22 protein-coding genes and 1 pseudogene are annotated in these 25574 nt (G+C 69.4%); 12 read left to right on the forward strand and 11 right to left on the reverse strand.

Annotated elements, in window-relative coordinates:
• Positions 1-27 precede the first annotated feature (27 nt).
• The 4 genes from SSOG_RS16260 to SSOG_RS16275 all read left to right on the forward strand — a co-directional run bounded on the left by SSOG_RS16260 (position 28) and on the right by SSOG_RS16275 (position 4781).
• Complete coding sequence (locus SSOG_RS16260; RefSeq protein WP_009715326.1) at positions 28-906, forward strand: radical SAM/SPASM domain-containing protein; 879 nt, start codon at positions 28-30, stop codon at positions 904-906.
• Positions 906-1718 carry a protein kinase family protein gene (locus tag SSOG_RS16265; protein WP_039941165.1) on the forward strand — a complete coding sequence of 271 codons (813 nt, stop codon included), beginning with the start codon at positions 906-908 and terminating at the stop codon, positions 1716-1718. The genes SSOG_RS16260 and SSOG_RS16265 overlap by 1 nt, the downstream gene beginning before the upstream one ends.
• Positions 1719-1859: 141 nt before the next feature.
• Complete coding sequence (locus SSOG_RS16270) at positions 1860-3551, forward strand: AIPR family protein (RefSeq protein WP_245606307.1); 1692 nt, start codon at positions 1860-1862, stop codon at positions 3549-3551.
• Positions 3552-4442: 891 nt separating this feature from the next.
• Positions 4443-4781 carry a hypothetical protein gene (locus SSOG_RS16275; RefSeq protein WP_009715329.1) on the forward strand — a complete coding sequence of 113 codons (339 nt, stop codon included), beginning with the start codon at positions 4443-4445 and terminating at the stop codon, positions 4779-4781.
• On the opposite strand, the pseudogene SSOG_RS56025 reads toward SSOG_RS16275, so the two are convergent.
• Positions 4771-4887, reverse strand: a pseudogene (locus tag SSOG_RS56025) (redox-regulated ATPase YchF); the annotation flags it as partial. The gene SSOG_RS16275 and the pseudogene SSOG_RS56025 overlap by 11 nt on opposite strands.
• A 101-nt stretch (positions 4888-4988) precedes the next feature.
• On the opposite strand from SSOG_RS56025, the gene SSOG_RS16280 reads away from it, so the two are divergent.
• Positions 4989-8573, forward strand: coding sequence for an ATP-binding protein (locus SSOG_RS16280; RefSeq protein WP_281048083.1), 3585 nt, complete (start codon positions 4989-4991; stop codon positions 8571-8573).
• Between the two features lie 12 nt (positions 8574-8585).
• Here SSOG_RS16280 and SSOG_RS16285 read toward each other — a convergent pair whose 3' ends face one another.
• The 3 genes from SSOG_RS16285 to SSOG_RS16295 are packed head-to-tail and all read right to left on the reverse strand — an operon-like array spanning position 8586 to position 11910.
• The gene (locus SSOG_RS16285) at positions 8586-9611 is read right to left on the reverse strand and encodes an asparaginase (protein WP_039937771.1); all 1026 of its coding nucleotides are present in this window, start codon (positions 9609-9611) and stop codon (positions 8586-8588) included.
• A complete protein-coding gene (gene cuyB / locus SSOG_RS48505; protein ID WP_106516405.1) occupies positions 9602-10390 on the reverse strand; it encodes a cysteate racemase in 789 nt (262 codons plus the stop codon). Before cuyB ends, SSOG_RS16285 begins: the two co-directional genes overlap by 10 nt.
• Positions 10387-11910, reverse strand: coding sequence for an amidohydrolase family protein (locus SSOG_RS16295; protein WP_009715333.1), 1524 nt, complete (start codon positions 11908-11910; stop codon positions 10387-10389). The genes cuyB and SSOG_RS16295 overlap by 4 nt, the downstream gene beginning before the upstream one ends.
• A gap of 125 nt (positions 11911-12035) precedes the next feature.
• On the opposite strand from SSOG_RS16295, the gene SSOG_RS16300 reads away from it, so the two are divergent.
• Positions 12036-13046: an Lrp/AsnC family transcriptional regulator gene (locus SSOG_RS16300; RefSeq protein WP_039937776.1), complete on the forward strand. Its 1011-nt coding sequence runs from the start codon at positions 12036-12038 to the stop codon at positions 13044-13046.
• A gap of 4 nt (positions 13047-13050) precedes the next feature.
• Here the strand turns inward: SSOG_RS16300 and SSOG_RS16305 are convergent, their stop codons facing one another.
• A complete protein-coding gene (locus SSOG_RS16305) occupies positions 13051-14361 on the reverse strand; it encodes an MFS transporter (RefSeq protein ID WP_215490549.1) in 1311 nt (436 codons plus the stop codon).
• 139 nt (positions 14362-14500) lie between these two features.
• Positions 14501-15589, reverse strand: coding sequence for a redox-regulated ATPase YchF (gene ychF / locus SSOG_RS16310; protein ID WP_009715336.1), 1089 nt, complete (start codon positions 15587-15589; stop codon positions 14501-14503).
• A 368-nt stretch (positions 15590-15957) separates the two neighbouring features.
• Here ychF and SSOG_RS51075 point away from each other — a divergent pair, with 368 nt between their 5' ends.
• Positions 15958-16485, forward strand: a complete 528-nt coding sequence (locus SSOG_RS51075; protein WP_009715337.1) for a DUF6542 domain-containing protein — start codon at positions 15958-15960, stop codon at positions 16483-16485.
• On the opposite strand, the gene ppgK is transcribed toward SSOG_RS51075, so the two are convergent.
• Together ppgK and SSOG_RS16325 are read right to left on the reverse strand one after the other, a co-directional pair.
• Entirely contained in the window at positions 16379-17167 is a 789-nt protein-coding gene (ppgK, locus tag SSOG_RS16320; protein WP_009715338.1) for a polyphosphate--glucose phosphotransferase, read from the reverse strand. The two genes, SSOG_RS51075 and ppgK, sit on opposite strands and share 107 nt — an antisense overlap.
• A complete protein-coding gene (locus tag SSOG_RS16325; RefSeq protein WP_009715339.1) occupies positions 17164-18183 on the reverse strand; it encodes a 4-hydroxy-3-methylbut-2-enyl diphosphate reductase in 1020 nt (339 codons plus the stop codon). The genes ppgK and SSOG_RS16325 overlap by 4 nt, the downstream gene beginning before the upstream one ends.
• Positions 18184-18236: 53 nt before the next feature.
• Between SSOG_RS16325 and xseA the strand changes: the two genes are divergently transcribed.
• From xseA to SSOG_RS16340, 3 genes are all read left to right on the forward strand, one after another.
• Positions 18237-19511: an exodeoxyribonuclease VII large subunit gene (xseA, locus tag SSOG_RS16330; protein WP_009715340.1), complete on the forward strand. Its 1275-nt coding sequence runs from the start codon at positions 18237-18239 to the stop codon at positions 19509-19511.
• Between the two features lie 10 nt (positions 19512-19521).
• Positions 19522-19788, forward strand: a complete 267-nt coding sequence (locus SSOG_RS16335; protein WP_009715341.1) for an exodeoxyribonuclease VII small subunit — start codon at positions 19522-19524, stop codon at positions 19786-19788.
• A 271-nt stretch (positions 19789-20059) separates the two neighbouring features.
• A complete protein-coding gene (locus tag SSOG_RS16340; RefSeq protein ID WP_009715342.1) occupies positions 20060-20650 on the forward strand; it encodes a malonic semialdehyde reductase in 591 nt (196 codons plus the stop codon).
• A 58-nt stretch (positions 20651-20708) separates the two neighbouring features.
• On the opposite strand, the gene SSOG_RS16345 is transcribed toward SSOG_RS16340, so the two are convergent.
• Positions 20709-21251 (reverse strand): DUF4245 domain-containing protein, encoded by a 543-nt coding sequence (locus tag SSOG_RS16345; RefSeq protein WP_009715343.1) that lies wholly within the window; start codon positions 21249-21251, stop codon positions 20709-20711.
• Positions 21252-21420: 169 nt separating this feature from the next.
• Between SSOG_RS16345 and glpX the strand changes: the two genes are divergently transcribed.
• A complete protein-coding gene (gene glpX, locus SSOG_RS16350) occupies positions 21421-22452 on the forward strand; it encodes a class II fructose-bisphosphatase (protein WP_009715344.1) in 1032 nt (343 codons plus the stop codon).
• 71 nt (positions 22453-22523) lie between these two features.
• Here glpX and SSOG_RS16355 read toward each other — a convergent pair whose 3' ends face one another.
• Both SSOG_RS16355 and SSOG_RS16360 read right to left on the reverse strand, forming a co-directional pair.
• A complete protein-coding gene (locus SSOG_RS16355; protein WP_009715345.1) occupies positions 22524-22880 on the reverse strand; it encodes a WhiB family transcriptional regulator in 357 nt (118 codons plus the stop codon).
• A gap of 179 nt (positions 22881-23059) precedes the next feature.
• On the reverse strand, positions 23060-23752 hold the full coding sequence (locus tag SSOG_RS16360) for a DUF1707 SHOCT-like domain-containing protein (protein ID WP_009715346.1): 693 nt from the start codon (positions 23750-23752) through the stop codon (positions 23060-23062).
• Between the two features lie 167 nt (positions 23753-23919).
• Here SSOG_RS16360 and SSOG_RS16365 point away from each other — a divergent pair, with 167 nt between their 5' ends.
• Positions 23920-25554 carry a fumarate hydratase gene (locus SSOG_RS16365; RefSeq protein WP_039941172.1) on the forward strand — a complete coding sequence of 545 codons (1635 nt, stop codon included), beginning with the start codon at positions 23920-23922 and terminating at the stop codon, positions 25552-25554.
• The last annotated feature ends 20 nt before the right edge of the window (positions 25555-25574 follow it).

Genomic DNA, 25574 nt, shown 5'->3' on the forward strand with positions numbered 1-25574 from the left:
ACCGACTGAGCAAGAAGGGACACGACTATGACGACCATCGTTGCTGCCTCCCCCGCCCAGGACACTCACTTCCTGTGGTTGGACCTGACCCGGAAGTGCCAGCTCCAGTGCGGCCCGTGCTTCAACTCCTCTGGTCCGGAAGGGACGCACGGGACGATGACGCGCGGCGACTGGTTACGCGTTCTCGACCAGGCCGCCGACTGCGGCGTGCGCCGCGTCCAGCTCATCGGCGGCGAGCCGACACTGCACCCGGACAGCCTGGCACTGGCCGACAGCGCGCTCTCACTGGGCCTGTACGTCGAGGTCTACACCAACCTAGTTCACGTGGCGGACGGCTGGTGGGCGCTCCTCCAGCGCGAAGGCGCCTCCCTGGCAACGTCGTACTACTCGGACCAGGCGGACGAACACAACGCGGTGACCGGCCGCCCCAGCCACGCTCGCACCCTGGCCAACATCAAGAAGGCCTTACGACTCGGCGTTCCGCTCCGTGTCGGGATCGTCGCGACCACCTCAACACAGCGGGTCACAGAGGCTCGGCAGGAACTGGAAGCCCTCGGTGTGAAGCGCATCAGCATCGATCACGTTCGCCCCTACGGGCGGGGAGCACACGGGCAGGCCCTGGACGTCTCTGGGCTGTGCGGCCGCTGCGGCACCGGCCGGGCTGCCGTCAGCCCCGACGGCAATGTGGCCCCGTGCGTATTCTCCGCCGATTGGTTGGGCCTCGGGAACGTCCAGAGCACCCCTCTGGCCGCTATCCTCAGCGGTCCCGCCATGGCCGAAGCGCAGGCAGCGATCCGCAGCGTGGCAGCGAAGGGTGGGGACGAGGACGACGACGGGTGCGACCCCGTGGGGGACGGGGAGTGCTCCCCCGGATATCCAAGCAGCTCGTGCAGCCCGAGGAACTGATGGACAACGACTCACCCGGCACCGAAGCGCTGTGGGCGCTGGTGCGCCCGCACACCGGCGAACAGCCCGCCGTAGAACCCACTTCGCGCGGGAACGGCTCGGACGTCACAGCCGTGATCACGTGCGAGAACGGACCCGTCTTCGTCAAGGCCTGCCCCAACCGGCCCGGAGGCCGCCGCGCTTCCATCATCCGCGAACGGCTCGTCAATCCATCCGTGCGCACCGTCTCGCCGAAGCTGTTGTGGCACGCCCAGAATGACGAGTGGATCGCGCTCGGTTTCGAGCCCGTCGAAGGGCGATCGTCGGACTTCACACCGGTTTCTGCGGACCTCCCTCGGATCGCAGCCGTGCTGGACCAGATCAAGGATCTCCCCCTACCTCCCGAGGCATGCAACTGGCGCGAGACCCGCTGGAACCGGTTCGCCGACGAGAAGGACGCCGACCTGTTCAAGGGCGACACGCTCCTCTTCACCGACGTGAACCCCGACAACTTCATGATCGGGAACGAACGGATCTGGGTCGTGGACTGGTCCTGGCCCACCCGCGGCGCGGCGTTCATCGACCCCGCATGCCTCGTCGTACAGCTCATCGCGGCCGGGCATACCGCCGAGGCGGCTGAGAGGTGGGCCGCCGAGTGCCGGGCGTGGGCAGACGCGGACTCCGCAGCGATCGACGCCTTCGCCGCCGCCACCCTCCGCATGAACCGATCGCAGGCCGACCGGTACCCCGAGGCAGCCTGGCTCGAAGACATGGCCGCAGCCGCGCGGACGTGGGCCAGCCACCGAGGCGTGGCAGAGAGGTCCGCCACGTAGGAGGCCCGTCAGCGGGCTGAGCCCATGCGCCTCCCTCGAGATACACGGACGAGGCCCCTCGTCGAAATGGCCAAAGCCGGACTATTCCCTAGGGTTAGGCTGAATCTCCTGGTTCACGGGACGACGAGGGGCGGAACCTCCGTGCGCACGTTGCAAGTTCACCACGTCAAGGACTCACTCAGGCAGGACTTCACCGGCCTGATCGACGTGAGCGACCTAACGGGCAACCAGGGCACGCAATCTGACACGATCTTCCTCAGCAGGGCACTGGCAGCTCGCGCCGTACAGCGCTTCACGGGCTGCGCCCTCGACGAGGCCGCCGCCGCCGTGACCGACGGGTTCCACGACAACGGGATCGACGCTCTGGCTGTCGATGAGGAAAACCGCCGGATCGTCATCGTCCAGTCTAAATTGGACAGCTCAGGAAACGCTGGTCTCTCCCAGGCCGATGCGCTAAAAATCCGGAACGGTTGCAGCGACCTGTTCGACATGAAGTTTGACCGCTTCTCCCCCACACTCCAAGCGCGTCGCACAGAAATCGCCGCAGCCTTGAGCGATGCCGCGGTCACCTTCATCGTGGTTGTCGCCACTACGGGCCGAAGCACCCTGCCAACGGAGGCCCAGCGCGTGTTCAACGACTTCCTGACGGAAGTCAACGAAAGCGACCCAGTGGTCACCTTGGAAGTACTTGGCCTGCGAGAATTCCATTCCATGGTGGTCGAAGGAACAGCAGGACCACGGATCGAGTTGGCCGTTCCCATCGAGCAGTGGGGCAGGGTCGAACTTCCCTATCAGGCCTACTACGGTCTTGTTCAGGCGACAGAAATCGCCTCGTGGTTCGAACAGCACGGCGATCGACTCTTCTCACAGAATCTGCGCAAGTCGCTCGGCAGCACTGAGGTAAACGAGGGCTTGACTCACACGCTACTCACCAAGGGTGAGAATTTCTGGTATTATAACAATGGAATCACCGCACTCTGCGAGTCCATCAGAAAAACTCCTCGCGGTGGTTCGACCCACGCGTACGGGGACTTCGCGATCGAGGGTGTGAGCGTGGTCAACGGGGCACAGACCGTGGCGAGCATCCACCGAGCCGCAAAGAAGGATGAGAAGTCCCTCGAAGAAGCCCGCGTATGGGTCCGATTCATCTCGCTCGAGGGGTGCCCACCCGACTTCGCCACGGATGTGACCCGGGCGACGAACACGCAGAACAGCGTCGAGAATCGGGACTTCGTCGCACTTGATCAACAGCAAGAACGAATTCGCCGGGACATGCTTCTGTCACTGCACAAGCAGTACTCCGTCAAGCGCGGCGAAAACGTGCCCGCGGAGAGCGATGGGTGCACAGTCGAAGACGCAATCGTCGCTCTCGCCTGCGCCCACAACAATCCGTACTACACAGTTCTGGCGAAGAGCGCGGTTGGCCGACTGTCCGAAAACACCGAACGGGCCCCGTACACAAACCTGTTTAACCACGGGACCAGTGCACACCGGGTGTGGCGTTGCGTTCAGGTGATGCGTGCGGTCGAGGCAGACCTGGCCGATCGCCGGAGGAATCTCGTCGACAGAGAATTCGCCGTGGCCGCGCACGGGAACCGGATCGTGCTTCAGCTGGTCTTCAACCAACTCAGACTGGACAAGGTCAACGACACGAACTACGACTGGGACAATGAGATCAAGCGGATCCACGAGGTGACCGGCATTGCTCTGGGACATCTGACCGAGGCCATCGAGAGCACCTACTCGAATAACTACCTCGCACCGCTCTTCAAGAACACCACGAAGTGCCGCGACCTGGTCACCCAAGCCGAGGCCAAGTTCAGTTCCGACTGACCGGCAGTACTCGCCAGGATTGACTCTCCGCCAGGTACCCCAGCCGACTCAACCGGTTCGACGCCCGCCTGAAGCCTGTGCGTTTCGAGCGGGAGGCCCAGTACTGGCACGGGGTCGCCGCCTGCGCCAACGCTTCCGGGACGCTCAACTTCGGCGCGTGGCAAGGACTCCGGCGCCCGGGTAGCCAACGCGATCCTCGGCCCCGACACGGACCACGGCCGGCCGGATTCCACACAGCACCGGCACGGTACCGGGCCTTACAGCCGGAGATCGGGGGGGGCCGCATTGAACGGCGGCCACCCCGCTCACGGAATGGTCTCCATAGCCGTTCAGGGCTTCCATCACAGATGGTCGCAAGGAGCGGGTACGGGATCGGGATAACGCGCCGGAGCACCCCTACGAAGGGATGGGCTCCTTGCCCGGTTGTGAGTCGGACCGCCCCGGCGTGAAGAGCTGCCTCAGGCGGGCTTGGACCATCGGTTGGCCGACGACGGGGGCGTCGTAGTGGCCCGCACCCCTGGAGAACGGCGAGGTTGATGTCATTGCCGTTGTTCAGCATCTTGTTGACGACGTTGTACGTGACGGAGTCCGGGCTGGCGATGTCCTCGGTTCCGAAGAGCCACAGGACCGAGCCGGGGAGCCTTGATCCCTCGACCTTGCCTTGGTTCTACGCGTAGAACCTTCTGTTCTCGGGAAGCGCGTTGGGCGCGTCTCCGTGGATTCCCGGATAAGAGGCCAGGCGGTGCGCCGAAGAAGCGCTCAGGTAGCGCTCGATGTCCTGCCTGACGAGAGTGTTCAGGTCGTCGATGCAGGTCTGCCTACTACTCCGAATACGCGGGCGCCGGGAATTCGGAGCACGACCCCACGCGAAACCTGCTCTACGACGCGAGAATGCCGGGCTCCAACATCTCGTACCGGGCGTTCCACGACACCTGGGTAGGCACCCCCTACTACCGGCCGCACGCGGCGGCACAGAGGGCCGGACCGCACAGCGTCGTGTACGCCTCGTGGAACGGCTCGACCCGGACCAGGGCGTGGCAGGTGCTCGCCGGACCGACTCCCCGGCCCCTGTCGGTAGCCGTCGGGCACGCCCCGCGGACCGGCTTCGAGACGGCCGTCACGCCACCCGCCACGGGTCCGTACTTCCAGGTGCGCGCGCTGGACGCGGCGGGGAAGGTCCTGAAGACGTCCAAGGTCGTGAAACTTGGCGGCGGCGCGGCTACACGTTGAAGCGGGACTCCATCACGTCCCCGTCGCACATCACGTAGTCCTTGCCCCCCCATGTGCGCCTTACCCGCCGCGGGGCGTCGGCGACCGAGCCTGTCTCGACCAGATCGTATTGCTCACGCCGCCCGGAACTCCTTGTCCAACAGCCGGGCCCGACTGTTGGACAAGGCATCGGATGGATGCGCGGCAAGGCTGTCAGTGGGGTCGGGCATGCTGATAACCCAGCTGAAGCCGAGGGGGCAGAACGTGGGCGGAGTCGACACCGCACGGGGCATGGGGTTCCAGACGGCATGCGCCATTCTGCAGCTCATCCGCATCCCGGAGGAGTACCCGGACGCCGAGGTCTTCCGGGTGGAGGGGGCCGACGAGGCCATCGACTTCGAGGTGCGGGACGCGCAGGGCACACCGCTGCTGCTCGCGCAGGCGAAGACCCGCGTCGAGCCGGGCTCGTGGTCCGGTCCGGAGCTGGTGCGGCTGGCCCGCCGGTGGGGGGATGCCGATCCCGGCGGCACGGCGGTGCTGCGGTTCCTCTCGGACGCCCCCGTGCACCCCTCGGGGCAGGCCCTGCGGGACGCGGCGGCGCGGGCCCGGGCCGTGCCGGACCCCAACCGGTGGCTGGTGGAGTGCCAGGGCCTGGTTCCGGCCTCGATCGCGCTCACCATCGAGGATCACGCACTGCTGCGACGGCTGGAGATCGGGACCCGGATCGGCCCGTGGGAGCAGATCCTCGACCAGGCACGGCTGGAGCTGTTACGCCTGTCTCCCGTCGCCATGGCGGCGGGAGAGGTCGACAGCACCGTCAACACACTGTTCGTGAAGATGTTCCAGTGGTCCGGGGACCGTAGGCTCGCCCGGCGCACGGTCCGGATGGACGAGCTTCCGGGGCTCCTGCGCGCACAGCGCGTCACTCCCGGGGCGGGGGCGGTCACATCGCCCGCGCCCGGCCGTGCGCTCTTCCGCGAGGTCCCCTCGGCTGCCGGTGTGCGCGGCCGGAGCCGGGAGCTGACGGCGCTCAGGGAGCGGTTCGAGCGGGAGCCCGACGCGGGCACCGTCCGCGTGGTGATGTCCGGGTTCGGAGGGATCGGCAAGTCGAGCATCGCCCGGCTGTACGCCCACCGGTACCGGGACGCGTACGAGTTCGTCTGGTGGATCCCCTCCGACACCCGGGAGGACGTACTCGCCGCGTACCGGCGGATGGTCGCCGAGGAACGGCAGGAGACCGGGGCGGCGAGCGAGGAGGAGACCCTCGCCCAGATCGGCTCCCGCCTCGCGCACCTGGGCCCCCGGCTGCTCCTGATCTACGACAACGTCGCGGACCGGGAGCAGCTGCAGGGGCTGCTGCCCGCCTGTGACGGGGCGCATGTGCTGACCACCACCCGCGACTCGGCCTGGGCGGCGGCGGAGAGCGGGTTGGTGGTGGAGCGGATGACGGCCGACGAGGCCACCACCTGGACCGGGGAGCGGCTGCCGGGTGCCTCGGGGGACGAGGTGTCCGCGCTGGTCGACGCGGTGGAGGGCATCCCGCTCGCCATCGCGCAGGCCACCGGCTACATCGCGGCGACCCAGTGCCCGGTCGGCATCTATCTGACGGAACTCGCCGAATGTCGGACCCGGTTGCTCGACGATTCCGGCTTCGTACCGCTCGACTACGGGCCGAGGGTGACGCTAACGGCGGCGGTGACCCTGAGCGTGGGGAAGGTGCTCGATCGGGCTCTGCGGTCGTCCAAGGGCTCGGGCCAGCATCTCGCCGCCGAGGTACTCGCCCGATGTGCCCTGCTCGCGCCGGACTTCATTCCGCTCCATCTGGCCACGCTCGACCTTCCGAGCGGATCCGCTGTCTACGCTGCCGTAGCGGAGCTGCGCAGGTTCTCGCTGGTCGACCCCCGGGACGGCGTGCTGGCGATCCATCGCATCGTCCAGGAGATCTTCCGCGCGATGCTGGACAACGATGCCGTGGACATGATGCAGGGCCGCTTCCAGTTCGAGCTGGTGAGGCGGCTGGTGGAGTGCGAGAAGCAGCATGCCTGGACCGAGGCAGCCATCCTCATCGAGCACGCAGTGCATGTGGCGCACAACGTGCGCGGCAGCGGCAATGGGGACGGAAACACCATCGCGCTCCTCGCCAATGTCGCCGGGGCCATCGTGAACGTGCAGAGTGATCTCCAGCGCAGTGAGGGACTGTTGCGCGAGGGGCTGGAGATCGTGGAGCAGGCGCGGGAGGGGGTGGTGGACGATCCCGTCTACCGGCGGGCTGCGACGATGGTCGGCTTGGCCCAGTGCCTGCTGAATCAGTCGCGGTTCGAGGAGGCCGCGGAGGCGGCGCAGACCGCATGGGCCCTGCTGGAGGGGACGGACGCACTCGACGCGGACGGGGTGGAGCACCTGCTCCTGGCCCATGTGGCCGACATGCGCGCGGCCGTAGCACAGGACCGGTTCGCCGACATGGCTCGCGCCGGCGCCCGGCTCGCAAGAGTGCTGCAGCGCGAGGACGTGGCTCCCGCGACCGCCCTCCGCATCCGATTGGAACATGCACAGGTGCTCGTGTGGGTCCAGTACTGGGATGACGCGGCCGGGGCCATCGACCAGGCAAAAGCTGAGGCTCCGGCCGAGGCGGAGACAAGTACAAAGCTGCGCTTCCTGGACGCGATCGTTAAGGCGTCCACGGGCCGCATCGAGGAAGCCCTCACCATCACCGCCGCGATCCCCGAGCCCACCGAGCGGGCGGCCATGACCATCCTGCGCCACCACGCGGACGAGATGGTGGAGGCGGCACATGCCGTGATGGTCGGCAGTCTCGCCAGGCACAAGGAGGGGCTCACCCCGGACGTCTGGATCCTGCAGGCCGCGGAATCGATGCTCGACCGGGCCGAGGCCCTACTGAGAGAGCACACCGACGCCGGTCCTGACGTGATGGCCACCGTCATTCAGCGGCGCGCGATTCTGGCCTTGAACCGGCACATGGTGGGGCACCCGGACGGGGACATTGAGCCGTGCCGCGCCCTCATGCGGGAGAGCCTGGAGCTGTTCGAGGCGGCGGGGCAGGGCCACGTACCGCTCGCAGTCACGGCACGCCGCTTCCTGGAGTTGAGAGAGCAGGACATCCAGGGCGGAGCCCGGGCTTCCGAAGAGAGCGAAGACGGGCCTCCGACCGTTCCACTGCCGCCGTCCGGCGGCGACGGTGCGTACCCGATGCCCGCGGTGTCCTGGCATGACGCCCTGGTGCTCCCCCGTGCCGCTCCGCCGGAGGCCCGTCCGCTGTACAGCCTGATCGGGGCCACCATCTACCACCTGGGCGGCCAGGTGGCGCCCTCCCCCGCTTTCCTCTCCCTGGCGTTCGCCACGGCGCTGCGTGCGCTGGGGTCGGAAAGCCGACTGGTGCCCGCGGTGGTGCACGTGATGCAAGGTGACGAAACATCCGTCGATCTGCCGGAGTGGCGTATTCCACCAACTATCACGAATAACGGGGAGATCCTGGGGCATGTGGCCGTCTGGTGCGAGGACGCCGGACGGCTCGTGGACCCGGCTCTGCTACTTGGCCAAAGCCGGTTCGCCCCCGGCGCCGCGGAGCGCGAGATCTTCCGCAAGCCCCTCGTCTTCCCATCGCCCGGGTTCGACTCTCTGCTCGGCGTCAGCCCAGCCACCCACAGAGAAGGGCACCTGCTCGCGTACCACTTCCGCCCCGACTGGGAGGGGCAGCTCGGCGAGGTGATCGCGCATCTGGACAAGGCGGCGGTCGCCGAGTTCGCGCAGACACTCATCACCTCCGCCGCCCTGGCCGCCGCCGACCCCGCGTAGCGGCGATGAGCCCTACCCGTCGCGCCGGCCGATGGCGTCGAAGGCTTGGGCGATGCGCGTCCGGTCGTGGCAGCCAATGGAGAGGAGGCGGTGCAGGAGCAGACGGGCCTTGTACAGGCTGAGGTCGCCGCCCGCGATCAGTCCGGCCGCGAGGAGATCCTGCTCGGAGCCGGGGTAGTGGTAGGTGCGGGTGAGTACGGGGCCGTTGCCGATGCGGGAGGTGAGGACGACGGGGATCCGGTCCGCGAGCCGGTGGAGCCGGGGGACCAGCCCTTCGGGAACGTGCCCGGCACCGATGGCCGCGACGACGAGCCCGTCACACTGGCCGTCCAGCAGGTCCAGTTGGGTGCCGTCGTCCCCGAAGGCCACGGTGTGCAGCGCGACCCGCACCGGGCGCGGGTCCGCCGTTCCCCCGGCGCCGGGCGGGACGGTGGTCCTGTGGGGCAGTTGCTGATGGAGCCTCACCCGTCCCTCCACCACCAGTCCGAGCGGGCCGGAGCCGGGTGAGGTGAAGGCGGCGGGACTGGTCGTATGGCCCTTCTGGACCGTACGGGCGGCGTGCACTTCGTCGCCGAGGACGACGACACAGCCCGCCCCCCGCAGCCACGGTCCGGCCGCCGCGATGACGGCGGCGTACAGGTTGGCCGGTCCGTCAGGGCCGGCCTTGGTCGCGTCGCGCATCGCTCCGGTGAAGACGATCGGCTCCTCGCCCTGGTGCAACAAGTCGAGGTAGAAGGCCGTCTCCTCCATGGTGTCCGTTCCCTGGACGACCACGACGCCGTCCACCCGCCCGGAGTCGAGCTCCGCCCTGATGGCGGCGTGGAGCGCGTCGAGATCCGCCAGCGACAGTGAGGCACTGGGCAGACGGCGGAAGTCGTGGACGCGCAGCTCGACTCCCAAGGCGTCCAGGCCGCTCACGGATCCCAGGAGCTGCTCCGCGGACAGGGCGGGGGACAATTCGCCGGTCCGTGGGTCCGCGGTGGTGGCGATGGTGCCGCCGAGGGCGAAGACAGCGGCGCTCCGGCCGGTCAGTGACATGGCGTTCCTCTCAGCTGTCGCGCGGAACAGCGGGCAGGGCGTGGCGGACGACGGCACGGGCGAGGACGGCGGTGGCGTCCACGACTCGCATGCGCCGTGAATTGTGGCCTTCGAGAAGCAAGGGGATCTCGGTGACCGACCGGACGGCGTCCGCCCAGCGGCTGTCCGAGCGACCGCAATGCCGGTGACATCAGCCGACGGGCGTGGGCCAGGTCTCCCCCTGCCTTGACCTGGCGGATGGCCGACATCACCGCCTGTTGGGCCGTGGAGTCGGGGATCAGGGGTTTCAGACCGCAGCGGGACAGGGCGTTCTGGTACAGCTCGGCCGTGAGGGTGCCGGTGGTGGCCAGAATTCCGACGGTGGCGCCGGGCTGCGAGCGGGCGACCTCTTCGGCGGTCTCGGCCACCATGTCGAGCACGGGCACCGGGGCGGCGGCCGACCGCACCGCGCCCAGGAAGGCGTGTGCGGTATTGCACGGAACGGCGATGAGGTTCGCACCCGCCAACGCCACGTAGTGCGCTCCCCGTTTGAGCCACGGTGAGGGATCCGCGCCATGGTCGAGAAGCGCGGCGGTGCGATCCGGAATCGTAGGATCGGCCCAGATGACGACGGGCACATGGTCCTGGTCCCGGGCAGCCGGAGTCGCGCGGATGAGCTTGGCGTAGAAGTCGGCGGTCGCCGCGGGGCCCATGCCTCCGAGGATGCCGACTTTCAGTGCTCTCCCGGTCGTACGGCGTGCGCTGACGCACTCCCGTGCGTCCATTGCGTCCGTGGTCATCCGCGGGCCCCCCGCAGCGAACGGCCGGGCGTCGCGTCGAGGTCGATCTCCCCGTCGCGCACCACGAACTCCCCGCCCACCAGCACGTGCTGGAACCCATCAGAAGGGCGCGTCGGGTGTTCGTAGGTGGACCGGTCGTGCACGGTGAGCGGATCGAAGACGACGAGGTCCGCGTCGGCGCCGGGCTGGACCCTCCCCTTGCGGCGGGCATCGGGGCACGCGCGCTCCAGCACCCGCGCGGGCAGCAACGTGGCGCGGCGGATCACTTCCGGGAGGGTGAGGAGGCCGGTTTCCCGGACGTAGACGCGCAGGGTCCGGGCGAAGGTGCCCGTGCTGCGGGGGTGGGTGACGGCGTCGGAGGGCGGTGGCCACTCCGTGCCCGTCAGCGGCTTCCCGTCGCCGCTCTGGAGTGGCATGGCGTCGGAGGCGATCATCGTGTCGTCGAAGAGAAGGGCACGGCGCAGCAGGTTCTGTTCGTCGGCGCGCGACTCGTCCAGGTACTGGATGATGGCGGGCGCGCCGGGGTCCTGGACGCGCAGCTGCATCAGCCGGCTCGCGGTGGCCGGCCGCTCCCCCGTCGGCGTGTGGACGATGTGGGAGGGCGTGATGCCGAGCCGGGGCAGGTTGTCCGGATGCAGGAAGGGCGCGCCGATCGCGGTCATCGACGCACCGTACGGATACGCCTCGGTGGTCACCTGGACGCCGTGGGCACGGGCGTTGCCGACGAGTTCCGTCACCACGTCGATCTGCTGGAGCGATGTGCTGTTGATGTGGCACAGATGCATGTGCGCGCCGGTGCCGAGCCCGACGGCGACGATCTCCTGGATGCCCTGGAGGGCCGTACCGGGCTCCGAGCTGTTCTTGTGCCGGGCGTGGGTGTACGTCGGGACGCCGTACCGGGCCGCCAGCCGTGCCACGTCGAGGTATTCGCGGTGGGAGGCGTCCGGGGCGTAACCGATGAGGACACCGATGCCGAGCGCGCCGAGTTCGAGCTCGGCCTCCAGACGGTCGAGGATGCGGCGTACGTCGTCCGGGGTTCCCGGGGCGCCCCAGCTCCGTCCCCCCATGCGGGCGGTGAGCTGCGTGGTCAGGGTGCGCGGGTCCAGATCGTCCATGACGGACATCCGTGCCGCCGCCCAGGAGGCCGAGTACCCGTAGTTGATGGGGCGCCCGTCCAGCGCGGCGTCGCGGTAGGCCCCTTCCAGCCAGGGGGCACCGGCTTCGAGTTCCAGCGCGGTCGTCACGCCGTCCAGCGCTTGCAGCCGCATCGACGTCGGAGTCAGGGCGTGGCTGTGCAGGTCGATGAATCCGGGAGCGACGACCCGTCCGGTGACGTCGACGACGCGTTGGGCCCGAAGCGGTTCCTCGGCGATGGCGACGATGCGTCCGTCGTCCACCGCGATGTGCCGCACGGCGTCGAGGCCGGTCTCCGGGTCGATCACCCGGCCTCCCGACAACACGAGGTCGTGGACACTCTGCGGCGCGCCGTCCGCCGCGGCCGCGCTCGGCTCCGTATCCATATCAGCTGCCTCTCCTTCCGCACTTCCATGGTTGTCTCCGCACCGTGCCAGCGCGGATAATGAACAGGCTGTACGTGCAGCAAATAGACAGACGGAGCGCTCCAAACGCCGGAAAGCGGCTTCCCATGCTCAGTGAGATCGACCTCCAGCTGCTCGACGCCCTCCAGGTCAACCCCCGCGCCTCATGGACGCTGATCGGCCGGGTCCTGGAGATCGACCCGGTCACCGCGGCGCGGCGCTGGGCACGGTTGCGCGAGAACGGGCTGGCCTGGGTGTCGGTCGCGTTCGGCCCGCACGAGGCCGGGCAACTGTGCGTGGTGGTCGTCGAGGTCGAGTGCGAGCGGGGCGCGAGCGCGGCCGTCGCGGCGGCCATGGCCCGGTGGAACAGTGCCCTCACCGTCCAGTACACGGCGGGCCGCCAGGACCTCTGGGCGCTTCTGGTCACCGCCGACTTCCCGACGATGTCGCAGCTGCTGCTCGTCGGGCTGCCCGAGCTGGAGGGCGTGGCCCGGAGCCGCAGTTACTTCGTGACCCGGCTGTTCGAGGCGACCGGGCGCTGGCGGCTGCACGTCCTCGGCCCCGGCCAGGTGCGCCGGCTGCGCGAGGCGTATCCGGAGCGGTCCTCGGAGGGCGCGCGGCCCTTCGGGGCCACGGACCGCGCGATGTTCCGTGAGCTGAGTACCGACGGGCGGCGCACCCATGCCGAGGTGGGCGAGACGCTGGGCGTGTCCGCCCGTACGGTGCAGCGGCGGCTGAACGCGCTGATGTCCCGTCGTGAGGTGGCGTTCCGCTGTGATGTCGCCCGGGGCCTGGTCGGCTGGCCCAGTTCCGCGGTGATCTGGCTGAACGTGCCCGAGGACCGGCTCGACGAGGCGGGACGGGTCCTGGGCCGCCGGTCGGAGGTCCGCACGTGTCTCGCCATCGCCGACGAGCGCAACCTCATGCTCAGCATCGGCCTGCGGCAGATCTCCGACCTGCACGGCCACATTGTCCAGATCCTGCACGACGTGCCCTACGCGCGGATCCTCGATCGCAACATCGTGCTGCGCCAGGAGAAGCTCTACGGTCGCATTCTCGACGCGACCGGCCGGGCGGTCGAGGCAGTCCCGATCGACCCATGGGCCGACCAGGTCTGATCCTCTACTCCAGCGGCTTCCCCTTGGTCTCGGGCGTGGCCAGGACCACGGCGGCCCCGATCAGCAGCAGGACCATGGTGTAGCCGATGAAGAGGTCGCCGTGCCCCGTATTGCCCAGCCAGGTCTGGAGGTACGGGGCGGTGCCGCCGCAGAGCCCCACCGCGACCGAGTAGGGCAGCCCGATCCCCGAGGCGCGCACATGCGTGGGGAACAGCTCGGCGAGGAAGGCCGGCAGGATCGACGTGACGATGGCCAGCAGGACGCCCGCGATCGACATGGCCAGGGTGAGCTGCCACATCTCGCCCTGGATGAGGCGGTTCAGGGGGAACGACAGGGCCGCGGCGCCGAGCGTGAAGACGAGGAAGTTCGGCCGCCGCCCGAAACGGTCGGACAGCGCCCCGGCGAACGGCAGCGCCGCGATCGTGACGGCGGACGAGATGACACCGGACCACAGGGCGGCGGACGCGTCCATGTGCTTCACGCTGATCGCGTACGCCGGTGCGGCGGTCACCCACGCGTAGAAGAACGTGGTGACACCGACGACGAGCCCGATGACCCGGAGCGCCGCGCCTCGGTTCTCCCACAGGCCCCGGGCGATCGAGACCCGGTCCCTGGCCCGCTCCTGCTCGTACTGCGGTGTCTCTTCCAGCGTCCGGCGCAGGAAGAGGGTGACGACGCCGAGCACCCCGCCGACGAGGAACGGCACCCGCCACCCCCAGGCCGACATCTGCTGCTCGGAGAGCACGCTGGTCAGCGTGGCGCCGAGCAGCGTCCCCAGGAGGATGGCCGCGACGCCGGAGACATAGATCGCGCTCGACCACAGACCCCGGCGGTGTGCGGGAGCCGATTCGGAGATGTAGGTGTACGAGGCTCCCGCCTCACCCCCGTACGCCAGCCCCTGGAGCAGCCGGGCGATCAGGAGCACCACCGATGCCGTCGCGCCCACGCTCTCGTACGAGGGAGCGACACCGATCAGCAAACAGCCGACGGCGCCGAGGACGATCGACAGCAGCAGCGCCGCCCGCCGCCCGTACCGATCGCCGATCCAGCCGAACAGCAGACCGCCGAGCGGACGCATCACGAACCCCACGGCGAACACCGCGAGCGTCGCGAGCAGCGCGGAGAACGCGTTCCCCTGGTCGAAGAACTGCGCGGCGATGAAGGGCGCGAAGAGCGCGTAGACGTTCCAGTCGTACCACTCGAGCGCGTTGCCCGCCCCGGTGCCGACAATGGTGCGCATCCCCTGCCGCCGGGTGGGGCAGGGGCTTGCGGCGCCGTGATCCGCATCCGGTGCAGCAGTGAGGTCGGTCTTCATCTGGCTCCTCCTCCGTCGGCTGGTGATTGCGGCTATCACCGTGGACGAGGGGGCCGTAGAAGGGCCCGCAATGCAGGAACCGGACTCCTGGGGCTTTACGTGCGCAGCCTTCGGACGCGGGTCGACGACGACGCGGAGCTCAGACGTTGAAGCGGAACTCCACCACGTCACCGTCGCGCATCACGTAGTCCTTGCCCTCCATGCGCGCCTTGCCCGCCGAGCGGGCGTCGGCGACGGAGCCCGTTTCGACCAGGTCGTCGAAGGAGATGACCTCGGCCTTGATGAAGCCCTTCTGGAAGTCGGTGTGGATGACACCGGCCGCCTCGGGGGCCGTGGCGCCCTTCTTGATGGTCCAGGCGCGGGATTCCTTGGGGCCGGCCGTGAGGTAGGTCTGGAGGCCGAGGGTGTTGAAGCCGACGTGGGCGAGGGTGGCGAGGCCGGGTTCGGTCTGGCCTACGGACTGGAGGAGTTCGAGGGCCTCCTCGTCGTCCAGTTCGGCGAGGTCCGCTTCGAGCTTGGCGTTGAGGAAGATCGCCTCGGCGGGGGCGACGAGGGAGCGCTGCTCGGCCTTGAAGTCCTCGTCGGTCAGCTCGTCCTCGTCGACGTTGAAGACGTAGAGGAACGGCTTGGTGGTGAGCAGGTGCAGGTCGTGGAGGAGGGCGGCGCGCTCGCTGCCCTGGACGATGCCCGCGGAGAAGAGGGTGCGGCCCTCTTCGAGGATGGCCTTGGCCTCCTCGACGGCCTTGACCTGGGCCTGCTTGTCCTTCTGGATCCGGGACTCCTTGACCAGGCGGGGCAGCACCTTCTCGATGGTCTGGAGGTCGGCCAGGATCAGCTCGGTGTTGATCGTCTCGATGTCGCTCTTGGGCGAGATCTTCCCGTCGACGTGGACGACGTTCTCGTCCTTGAAGGCGCGGATGACCTGGCAGATGGCGTCGGACTCGCGGATGTTCGCCAGGAACTTGTTGCCCAGGCCCTCGCCCTCCGAGGCACCCTTGACGATCCCGGCGATGTCGACGAAGTCGACGGTGGCGGGGAGCTTGCGGGCCGAGCCGAACAGCTCGGCGAGCTTGTCGAGGCGGGGGTCGGGGACGCCGACGACACCGACGTTGGGCTCGATGGTGGCGAACGGGTAGTTGGCCGCCAGCACGTCGTTCTTGGTCAGGGCGTTGAACATGGTCGACTTGCCGACATTCGGCAGACCGACGATTCCGATCGTGAGCGACACGTTGGCGACTTCCCGTAGCTTCCCGTAGCGGGATCGAATGCAAGGACAGGGTCACGGCCCCCGCGGGGGCCGGTCCACCAGTCTACGGGGCCGCCTCCGGTCACCCGCCCGGGCGGATCGTCACCCTCCCGGGCTGACAATCAGTCGAACAGACTGCCAAGGTCCCGCGAAAGGCGTGTCCCAGTCCGGATTCCAGCCCTCCGCCCACCTACGTTGGTCTGGTGGAGCACTACAGGACACGTACGCCCCGGCGGGCGGCCGCCCCCTCGCCCCGGCCGGCGGCGGACGACACGTACCCGGGCAGGAGCGGGGGCCGGAGCAGGAGCGGGGGTCAGGGTTCGGGCGGCGCGACGCGCGGCGCGCGGCCGGTGGCACGCCCGGGCGGGCGGGGCGGGCTGCTGGGCGCGGCCGCCGCGCTGCGCGACCGGCCGGTCACCCTGCCCAGCGCCCGGCTCACCGCCTTAGGCGCGGGACTGCTGACCGCGCTCGCGATGCTGGCCTTCGGCTGCCTGGACGCGCTGCTGTTCTCCGGGTCGCCCACCGCGTACGGGGTGTTCTTCCTGCTGGCGTGCGCGGGCTGCGGGATGTGGGTGCGGCCCGCCGACCTGTTCCCGGGGGCGATCGGGGTGCCGATCGCGTTCACGGCCGGGCTGCTGCCGATCAACGACGGCGGCGCGGGGTTCGCGGGCCAGGCGCTGGGCGTGTTCACCGCGCTCTCGCTGAACGCGGGCTGGCTCTACGCCGGGACGCTGCTGACCGCGCTGATCGTCCTCGTCCGCAAGGTCGCCCTCATGGGGCGGCAGCGGCGGCGCCGTCAGCAGCGGCAGCCGCGGCCATCGCGGCACCCACGATCCCCGCATTGTTCTGAAGCTGAGCCGGGACGATCTCGGCCCTGATGCCCTCGATCAGCGGCAGGAACTTGTGCGCCTTCCGGCTCACCCCGCCGCCGATCACGAACAGCTCGGGCGAGAACAGCATCTCCACGTGCGCCAGGTACTTCTGCACCCGGTGCGCCCAGTCCGGCCAGCTCAGGTCGTGGTCCTCGCGGACCTTGGTGGAGGCGCGCTTCTCCGCCTCGTGGCCGTCCAGCTCCAGATGGCCCAGCTCGGTGTTGGGCACCAGCCGACCGCCGGTGAAGACCGCGCTGCCGATGCCGGTGCCCAGGGTGAGCACGATCACGGTGCCCTGACGGCCGCGGCCCGCGCCGAAGGTCATCTCGGCGACCCCGGCCGCGTCCGCGTCGTTCAGCACGGTGACCGGTGCGCCCAGCCGCTCGCCGAGCAGACCGGCCAGGTCGGTGCCGATCCAGCTCTTGTCGACGTTCGCGGCGGTACGGGTCGTCCCGTCCGTCACCACGCCCGGGAAGGTGACCCCGACCGGGCGCCCGGACCAGCCGAAGTGCCCGGCGACCTCCACCACACCGTCCACGACCGCCTCGGGCGTGGACGGATGCGGGGTGAGCACCTTGTGGCGCTCCTCGGCCAGGTCGCCGCGGTCCAGATCCACCGGCGCGCCCTTGATCCCGGACCCGCCGATGTCCACGCCGAAGACCCGGGCGGCACCGTTTCCGTTGGTCACCGCTCCGCGCCGTCCGTCCCGGTGGCGGCCGTCCCGGCGGCCGCCGCAGCCTCGGCGCGCAGGTCCCGGCGCAGTTCCTTGGGTAGCGAGAAGGTCATGGTCTCCTGCATGGGCTGTACGACCTCCACGTCCCCGTAGCCGCGCTCGGCCAGCCACTCCAGGACGCCCTCGACCAGCACGTCCGGTACGGAGGCGCCCGAGGTCACGCCGACCGTCGTCACGCCCTCCAGCCATGCCTCGTCGATCTCGCTCGCGTAGTCGACCAGGTGGCCGTCCTTGGCACCGGCGCCGATCGCGACCTCGACCAGCCGCACCGAGTTGGAGGAGTTCTTGGAGCCGACGACGATGACCAGGTCCGATTCGGCCGCGACCTGCTTGATCGCGATCTGGCGGTTCTGGGTGGCGTAGCAGATGTCGTCGCTGGGCGGGCTGATGAGCTGCGGGAAGCGGTCCTGGAGCGCGTCCACGGTCTCCATGGTCTCGTCGACCGAGAGGGTGGTCTGGGACAGCCAGACGACCTTGGACTCGTCGCGGACCTCGACGTTCTTCACATCGCCCGGGCCGTCGACCAGGGTGACGTGGTCCGGCGCCTCGCCGCTGGTGCCGATGACCTCCTCGTGGCCCTCGTGACCGATCAGGAGGATGTCGTAGTCCTCCTTGGCGAACCGGACGGCTTCCTTGTGGACCTTGGTGACCAGGGGGCAGGTCGCGTCGATGGTGGCCAGCTGACGCTGCGCGGCTTCCTCGTGGACGACCGGGGCGACGCCGTGCGCCGAGAAGATCACGATGGAGCCCTCGGGCACCTCCTCCGTCTCGTCGACGAAGATCGCGCCCTTTTTCTCCAGGGTCTGGACGACGTACTTGTTGTGGACGATCTCCTTGCGCACATAAATCGGCGCGCCGTACTGCTCCAGGGCCTTTTCGACGGCGATCACGGCACGGTCGACGCCCGCGCAGTAGCCACGCGGGGCAGCGAGCAGGACCCGGCGGGCGGAGGTTGCAGTCATGTCCCCCATCGTAGGGGCGATGACGACGGGCTCTGTCGGTGGTGGCCGATACCCTCGCGGTCATGGCTGTCAACACGTCCGCGGAAGCGCCGATCCCGGTCGGCGAGGTGTCCCGGCTGATCGGAGGGTGGATCGACCGGCTCGGGGCGGTGTGGGTCGAGGGGCAGATCACCCAGTTGTCCCGGCGGCCGGGCGCCGGAGTGGTGTTCCTGACACTGCGCGACCCCAGCTACGACATCTCGCTGACCGTCACCTGCTTCCGCGCCGTCTTCGACAAGATCGCGGACACGGTCTCGGAGGGCGCCCGGGTCGTCGTGCACGCCAAGCCGGAGTGGTACGCGCCACGCGGCCAGCTGTCCCTGCGGGCCGCCGAGATCCGGCCGGTGGGCGTCGGTGAACTGCTGGCGCGGCTGGAGCAGTTGAAGAAGGCACTGGCCGCCGAGGGGCTGTTCGCCGCCGAGCGCAAGAAGCCGCTGCCGTTCCTGCCTCAGCTGATAGGGCTGGTCTGCGGCCGCGCCTCGGCCGCCGAGCGCGACGTGCTGGAGAACGCGCGGCTGCGCTGGCCCGCCGTCCGCTTCGAGGTGCGCAACGTCGCAGTGCAGGGGACGCACGCGGTGCCGCAGGTGATCGAGGCGGTCAAGGAGCTGGACGCGCTGTCCGCGGTGGACGTGATCGTGGTCGCGCGGGGCGGCGGCAGCGTGGAGGATCTGCTGCCGTTCTCGGACGAACAGCTGGTACGGACGGTCGCCGCGTGCCGTACGCCGGTGGTGTCCGCGATCGGGCACGAGCCGGATTCGCCGCTGCTGGATCTGGTCGCGGACCTGCGCGCCTCCACGCCTACGGATGCGGCGAAGAAGACCGTGCCGGACGTGGGCGAGGAGCTGGTGCGCATCCAGCATCTGCGCGAACGCGCGCTGCGCAGCGTCAACGGGCTGCTGGACCGCGAGGAGCGGGGCCTGGAGTCCGCGCTCGCCCGGCCGTGCCTGCGGCAGCCGCACCGGATGGTGGAGGAGCGCGAGGAGCAGATCGCGTCGGTGCTCGACCGTGCCCGGCGCTGTCTGGGGCATCTGCTCGACCGGGCGGACTCGGAGCTGGCCCACACCCAGGCCCGGGTGGTGGCCCTCTCCCCCGCCGCGACGCTGCGGCGCGGCTATGCGGTGCTTCAGCACGCCGATGGGTCGGTGGTGCGGGCGGCGGACGAGGTGGCGGCGGACGAGGAGCTGCGGGCGCGGGTTGCGGAGGGGGAGTTTGCGGTGCGGGCCGTTGGCGGTTCCGCCGGGGCTGTTGGCTCCGCCGGAGCCGTTGAGTCTGCCGAGGCTGTCGGACCCACTGAATAGGCTGAGGGGCATGGCGAAGACGGACGAGAAGGCCGACGAGAAGGCCGGGGCGGCGGAGACGACGCTCGGGTACGAGCAGGCGCGGGACGAGCTGGTCGAGGTCGTGCGGCGGCTGGAGGCGGGCGGCACGAGCCTGGAGGAGTCGCTGGCCCTGTGGGAGCGGGGCGAGGAGCTGGCCACGGTGTGCCGTCGCTGGCTGGAGGGGGCGCGGGCGCGGCTGGATGCGGCGCTGGCGGAGTCCGGCGACGGGGGCGCGGAGGGCGACGGCGAGGGCTGAGCGGGGTGGGTGGCGCCTGCGGCGGGCTCCTTCCCCACCCCGCCCCTTCCCGAACCGGGGCTCCGCCCCGGACCCCGCTCCTCAAACGCCGGAGAGGCTGGGATTGGGGCATCTCCGCCCCGGACCCCGCTCCTCAAGCGCCGTAGGGGCTTGGAGGGGTTGTGATTCGGAGCACCGTACTCCGGGTTTAGTTGAACATTAACCTAAACCTCGTACAGTGGGGGCAGCGCATATCGCATATAGCACCGCTGTGATCAGGAGGTTTACTTCAATGACGCTCGCACTCGACCCCGCCGCCCAGGATCTGCTCTTCCGTGAGGCCCACACCGTCAACAGCTTCACCGACGAGCCGGTCTCCGAGGAGCAGGTGCAGGCCATCTACGACCTGGTGAAGTACGCCCCCACCGCCTTCAACCAGTCGCCGCTGCGCATCGTCCTGGTCCGCTCCGCCGAGGCGCGTGAGCGTCTGGTGCCGCACATGGCCGAGGGCAACCAGCCCAAGACGGCCTCCGCGCCGCTGGTCGCGATCCTTGCCGCGGACAACGAGTTCCACGAGGAGCTGCCCTCGCTCTTCCCGCATGCCCCGCAGATCAAGGACGCCTTCTTCAGCGAGCGCGGCACCCGTGAGCAGGCCGCCGGGTTCAATGCCTCGCTCCAGGCCGGTTACTTCATCGTCGGCATCCGTGCCGCCGGTCTGGCCGCCGGTCCGATGACCGGTTTCGACCCGGCCGGGGTCCAGAAGGAGTTCCTGGACGACGACCACACCCCGCTGATGATCGTCAACATCGGCAAGCCGGGCGAGAACGCCTGGAAGCCGCGCAGCCCGCGCCTGGCCTTCGACCAGGTCGTCACGACCGTGTGATGGCACAGACAGCAGAGCGCCCCTTCGGCACAGATGCCGAAGGGGCGCTGCTGTCTGATCAGCCCTTCTCGGCCTTGAGCGCCGCGGCCATCTTCGCGAGCTGCCCGTACGAGGCGGTGCCGGTGACGACCGTGGTCACGCCCGGTTCGCGGCGCACCAGGGCGTCGTACTTGTCGCCCTCGTAGCGGACCCACTCCTGGTCGCCGATCTTCTGCTTGGCCTTGGTCTCCCGCGCCTGCTGGGTGACGTCCTCGATGAACGGGACCGCCCGGCCGTCGCTCTGCTCGATCGCGATGTACTCCTCGTTCTGGTCGAGGAAGCCCAGATGCCAGGCCGCGCCCTTGTCCGCGGTGGTCTCGGGCTGGTACGTCACCGAGGTCGCGCGCCACCCCTTGGGCAGGCTGCCCTTCTCGGGGGCGGCGACCGGGTACGGCGCCGCGCGCCGGGCGGTGTCCACCTCCACCCGGTAGTCGACCGTCTGGACGCCCTTGCCCTTGTCACTGTCGTCGTGCGGAATGCCGAAGACGTAGATGGCCGCCGCTACGACACCAATCACCGTCAGCGACAGGACCATGTCCCGCACCGTCTCTTTGCCACGCATACCTGCCACGCCCCTATCGTCCCTCATCGCCTCGCGACACCCGGCACCCAGGGCCGCAACAGGGGCGTGCTCATGCGTGGGGTCCTCTGCTCACTTTCGCAATGAGCGGATAAGGTCATGAGCACCCTCACTTTTTCCGGTTCGTCGCCGTACAGAAAGGTGCGCTCCGATGACCGAGCATCATCTGCCGTCCCAGCTCGAGGTCAGTCCCGCGGCTCCCGACCGCAACCTCGCCCTCGAGCTGGTCAGGGTCACCGAGGCGGGTGCCATGGCATCCGGCCGCTGGGTGGGCCGTGGCGACAAGAACGGCGCGGATGGCGCCGCCGTGAAAGCCATGCGTTCCCTCGTCCACACGGTGTCCATGAACGGTGTCGTGGTCATCGGCGAAGGCGAGAAGGACGAAGCCCCGATGCTCTTCAACGGAGAGCGCGTCGGCGACGGAACCGGCCCGGAGTGCGACGTGGCCGTGGACCCGGTGGACGGCACCACGCTGACCGCCAAGGGCATGGCCAACGCCGTCTCCGTCCTCGCCGTCGCCGAGCGGGGCACCATGTTCGACCCGTCGGCCGTCTTCTACATGGACAAGCTGGTCACCGGCCCCGAGGCCGCCGAGTTCGTGGACATCACCGCGCCGCCCGGGGTGAACATCCGGCGGATCGCGAAGGCCAAGAAGTCCAGCCCCGAGGACGTCACCGTGGTGGTGCTGGACCGCCCCCGCCACGAGGGGCTGGTCAAGGAGATCCGGGAGGCGGGCGCCCGGATCAAGTTCATCTCCGACGGCGACGTGGCCGGTGCGATCATGGCGGTGCGCGAGGGCACCGGCGCGGACCTGCTGCTGGGTGTCGGCGGCACGCCGGAGGGCATCATCGCGGCCTGTGCGCTCAAGTGCCTCGGCGGTACGATCCAGGCCAAGCTGTGGCCGAAGGACGACGAGGAGCGGCAGCGCGCCATCGACGCGGGCCACGACCTCGACCAGGTGCTCCAGACCGACGACCTGGTCAGCGGCGACAACGTGTTCTTCGTCGCCACCGGCATCACCGACGGCGATCTGCTGCGCGGGGTGCGGTACCGCGCGGAGACCGCCACCACCCAGTCGCTGGTGATGCGGTCGAAGTCCGGGACGATCCGGCAGATCGACTCCACCCACCGGCTGTCCAAGCTGCGCGCCTACGCCTCGGTCGACTTCGAGCGTCCGCGCTAGGGCCGGCGGGAAGACCTACGACACGGGCCGGGCGCCGCCGCATGGGGGGCCCGGCCCGTGACGCGAAGAATTCACCCGGCGGCGGCGACGCGCACGGCGCGCTGGAGCTCCGCCTCGCGGCGCCGGCGGCGGGCCAGCACCACCCGGCGCTCGGCCGCGGTCAGCCCGCCCCACACCCCGTACGGCTCGGGCTGGAGCAGCGCGTGCTCCCGGCACTCGACCATGACCGGGCAGCGCGCACAGACACGCTTGGCGGCCTCTTCCCGCGACAGCCTGGCGGCCGTCGGCTCCTTGGAGGGGGCGAAGAACAGCCCGGCCTCGTCCCGGCGGCACACCGCCTCCGAGTGCCAGGGTCCGGCCTGATCCCGAGCGGGGGTGCGCTGCGGGGGCACGGCGGCGTCCAGCAGGGGCTGATGCGGTTGCAGCACGGTCTACTCCTGACGACGGCTCCGGTGTTCACCCTTGCCCGCCTCCCGCCGTACGGCCCCCATGTGCACCCCCATCAGCCGTACGAGAGACGATGCACCAAGCCTTACCCGCTGTGCGCACGCTTATGCACACGGTTGTCCCGCCCGGAAATTCCGTATGCACAGCGGCTGTTCAGCCCTTATGACCTCAGGTTCTTCACACGTTTCCCACGCTTCGGCTTGGCGTCGATCCCGCCGAAGAGCCCGAATCCGCTGACCCGGATCACCGGCGCGTCGGGGTCCGGAGCCTCGCGTTCCGCGATGTCCACGCCGCCGAACACGCCGGAGCCCGAACCGTGCAGCGAGACGTTCTCCGGGACCTTGATCTCCACCCCGCCGAACACCGCCCACGCCTGGATGACGATCTCCCGGTGCTCGAAGACCGCCTCGGTGAGGTCGATCTCGACACCGCCGAAGACCGCGAAGGCGTGCGTACGGCGGCGGGGCCGCCAGCGGCCCTTGCGCACCGCGCCACCGAAGACCGCGACCAGGTTCTCGGGATCACCGGCCGGGCCGGACGCCGCGTCGGAGGGCAGGCCCGCCGCGGCGCGGGACGTGCCCGCGGGCACGTCCCTGACCAGCGGCTCCAGCTCGCCGCGGGTCTTGGCGCGGTAGACCGCGTCGATCCGCTCGGCGTGCTCCTCGGGGTCGAGCCGCCCCTCGGCGAGGGCCTCCCGCAGGATGTCCGCGACCCGGTCGCGATCCGCGTCGGACGCGCGGATCTCCGCCTCCGCGACAGGCGCCGCGACAGGCACCGGGGCGGGCGCCTGAGCGGGGGCGGACTTGGTCAGGGGGATCGGCTGCTGCGACTGCTGCTCATCCACGTCCGACAGAGTACCCAGACGCGATAGATCGCGACTAGTGGTGTGCGGCACGCGATATACGGCGGGCTCTACTGAGCCTTACCTCACAAGCTCCGGCTCCCCCGCCCCGTTCTACGCTTATGCACGCGCTGTCGACGAAGTCAGCCGTAGCCCCCGTCGAGTAAGGAATGGCCGCGATGCCAGAGTTTGCCTATTCGGACCTGCTGCCCCTGGGACCAGACGGCACTCCGTACCGTCTGGTGACCTCCGAGGGCGTGAGCACCTTCGAGGCCGACGGGCGCACCTTCCTCAAGGTCGAGCCGGAGGCGCTGCGCAAGCTCGCGGCCGAGGCGATGCACGACATTTCGCACTATCTGCGCCCCGACCACCTCACCCAGCTGCGCCGCATCCTCGACGACCCCGAGGCCAGCCCGAACGACCGCTTCGTGGCGCTGGACCTGCTGAAGAACGCCAACATCGCGGCGGCCGGGGTGCTGCCGATGTGCCAGGACACCGGCACCGCCATCGTCATGGGCAAGCGCGGCCAGAACGTGCTGACGGAAGGCGGCGACGAGGAGGCCCTCTCGCGCGGTGTCTACGACGCGTACACCAAGCTCAACCTGCGCTACTCCCAGATGGCCCCGCTGACCATGTGGGACGAGAAGAACACCGGCTCCAACCTGCCCGCGCAGATCGAGCTGTACGCGACCGACGGCGGCGCCTACAAGTTCCTCTTCATGGCCAAGGGCGGCGGCTCGGCGAACAAGTCCTTCCTCTACCAGGAGACGAAGGCGGTGCTGAACGAGGCATCGATGATGAAGTTCCTGGAGGAGAAGATCCGCTCGCTGGGCACCTCCGCCTGCCCGCCGTACCACCTGGCGATCGTGGTCGGCGGCACCAGCGCCGAGTACGCGCTGAAGACCGCGAAGTACGCCTCCGCGCACTACCTGGACGAGCTGCCCGCCGAGGGCTCGCCGACCGGGCACGGCTTCCGGGACAAGGAGCTGGAGGAGAAGGTCTTCGAGCTGACGCAGAAGATCGGGATCGGCGCGCAGTTCGGCGGCAAGTACTTCTGCCACGACGTACGGGTCGTCCGGCTGCCGCGGCACGGCGCGTCCTGCCCGGTCGCGATCGCCGTCTCCTGCTCGGCCGACCGCCAGGCGCTCGCGAAGATCACGCCGGAGGGCGTCTTCCTGGAGCAGCTGGAGACCGACCCGGCGCGCTTCCTCCCGGACACCACCGAGGAGGAGCTGACCAAGGGCGCGGGCCCTGACCTGGACGCGGTCGCCGTCGACCTCAACCGGCCCATGGACGACGTCCTGGCCGAGCTGACCAAGCACCCGGTCAAGACCCGGCTCTCGCTGACCGGCACGCTGGTCGTCGCCCGTGACATCGCGCACGCGAAGATCAAGGAGCGGCTGGACGCGGGCGAGGAGATGCCGGAGTACCTGAAGAACCACCCGGTGTACTACGCGGGCCCGGCCAAGACCCCCGAGGGCTACGCCTCCGGTTCGTTCGGCCCGACCACGGCGGGCCGGATGGACGCGTACGTCGAGCAGTTTCAGGCGGCCGGCGGCTCGAAGGTCATGCTGGCCAAGGGCAACCGGTCCCAGCAGGTGACGGACGCGTGCGCCGCGCACGGCGGCTTCTACCTGGGCTCGATCGGCGGCCCGGCGGCGCGACTGGCGCAGGACTGCATCAAGAAGGTCGAGGTCCTGGAGTACGAGGAGCTGGGCATGGAGGCGGTCTGGAAGATCGAGGTGGAGGACTTCCCGGCGTTCATCGTGGTGGACGACAAGGGGAACGACTTCTTCACCGACCCCGGTCCGTAAGCAGCCGTTCGTGAGCACCA

The organism is Streptomyces himastatinicus ATCC 53653 (genome assembly GCF_000158915.1).
GTDB classification, from domain to species: Bacteria; Actinomycetota; Actinomycetes; order Streptomycetales; family Streptomycetaceae; genus Streptomyces; species Streptomyces himastatinicus.

Coding starts and splice junctions, on each gene's coding strand:
- SSOG_RS16260 (WP_009715326.1), top strand. CDS start 28: ATGACGACCATCGTTGCTGCCTCCCCCGCCCAGGACACTCACTTCCTG.
- SSOG_RS16265 (WP_039941165.1), top strand. CDS start 906: ATGGACAACGACTCACCCGGCACCGAAGCGCTGTGGGCGCTGGTGCGC.
- SSOG_RS16275 (WP_009715329.1), top strand. CDS start 4,443: ATGCCGGGCTCCAACATCTCGTACCGGGCGTTCCACGACACCTGGGTA.
- SSOG_RS16280 (WP_281048083.1), top strand. CDS start 4,989: ATGCTGATAACCCAGCTGAAGCCGAGGGGGCAGAACGTGGGCGGAGTC.
- SSOG_RS16285 (WP_039937771.1), bottom strand. CDS start 9,611: ATGTCACTGACCGGCCGGAGCGCCGCTGTCTTCGCCCTCGGCGGCACC.
- cuyB (WP_106516405.1), bottom strand. CDS start 10,390: ATGACCACGGACGCAATGGACGCACGGGAGTGCGTCAGCGCACGCCGT.
- SSOG_RS16295 (WP_009715333.1), bottom strand. CDS start 11,910: ATGGATACGGAGCCGAGCGCGGCCGCGGCGGACGGCGCGCCGCAGAGT.
- SSOG_RS16300 (WP_039937776.1), top strand. CDS start 12,036: ATGCTCAGTGAGATCGACCTCCAGCTGCTCGACGCCCTCCAGGTCAAC.
- SSOG_RS16305 (WP_215490549.1), bottom strand. CDS start 14,361: ATGAAGACCGACCTCACTGCTGCACCGGATGCGGATCACGGCGCCGCA.
- SSOG_RS16325 (WP_009715339.1), bottom strand. CDS start 18,183: ATGGGGGACATGACTGCAACCTCCGCCCGCCGGGTCCTGCTCGCTGCC.
- xseA (WP_009715340.1), top strand. CDS start 18,237: ATGGCTGTCAACACGTCCGCGGAAGCGCCGATCCCGGTCGGCGAGGTG.
- SSOG_RS16335 (WP_009715341.1), top strand. CDS start 19,522: ATGGCGAAGACGGACGAGAAGGCCGACGAGAAGGCCGGGGCGGCGGAG.
- SSOG_RS16340 (WP_009715342.1), top strand. CDS start 20,060: ATGACGCTCGCACTCGACCCCGCCGCCCAGGATCTGCTCTTCCGTGAG.
- SSOG_RS16345 (WP_009715343.1), bottom strand. CDS start 21,251: ATGCGTGGCAAAGAGACGGTGCGGGACATGGTCCTGTCGCTGACGGTG.
- glpX (WP_009715344.1), top strand. CDS start 21,421: ATGACCGAGCATCATCTGCCGTCCCAGCTCGAGGTCAGTCCCGCGGCT.
- SSOG_RS16365 (WP_039941172.1), top strand. CDS start 23,920: ATGCCAGAGTTTGCCTATTCGGACCTGCTGCCCCTGGGACCAGACGGC.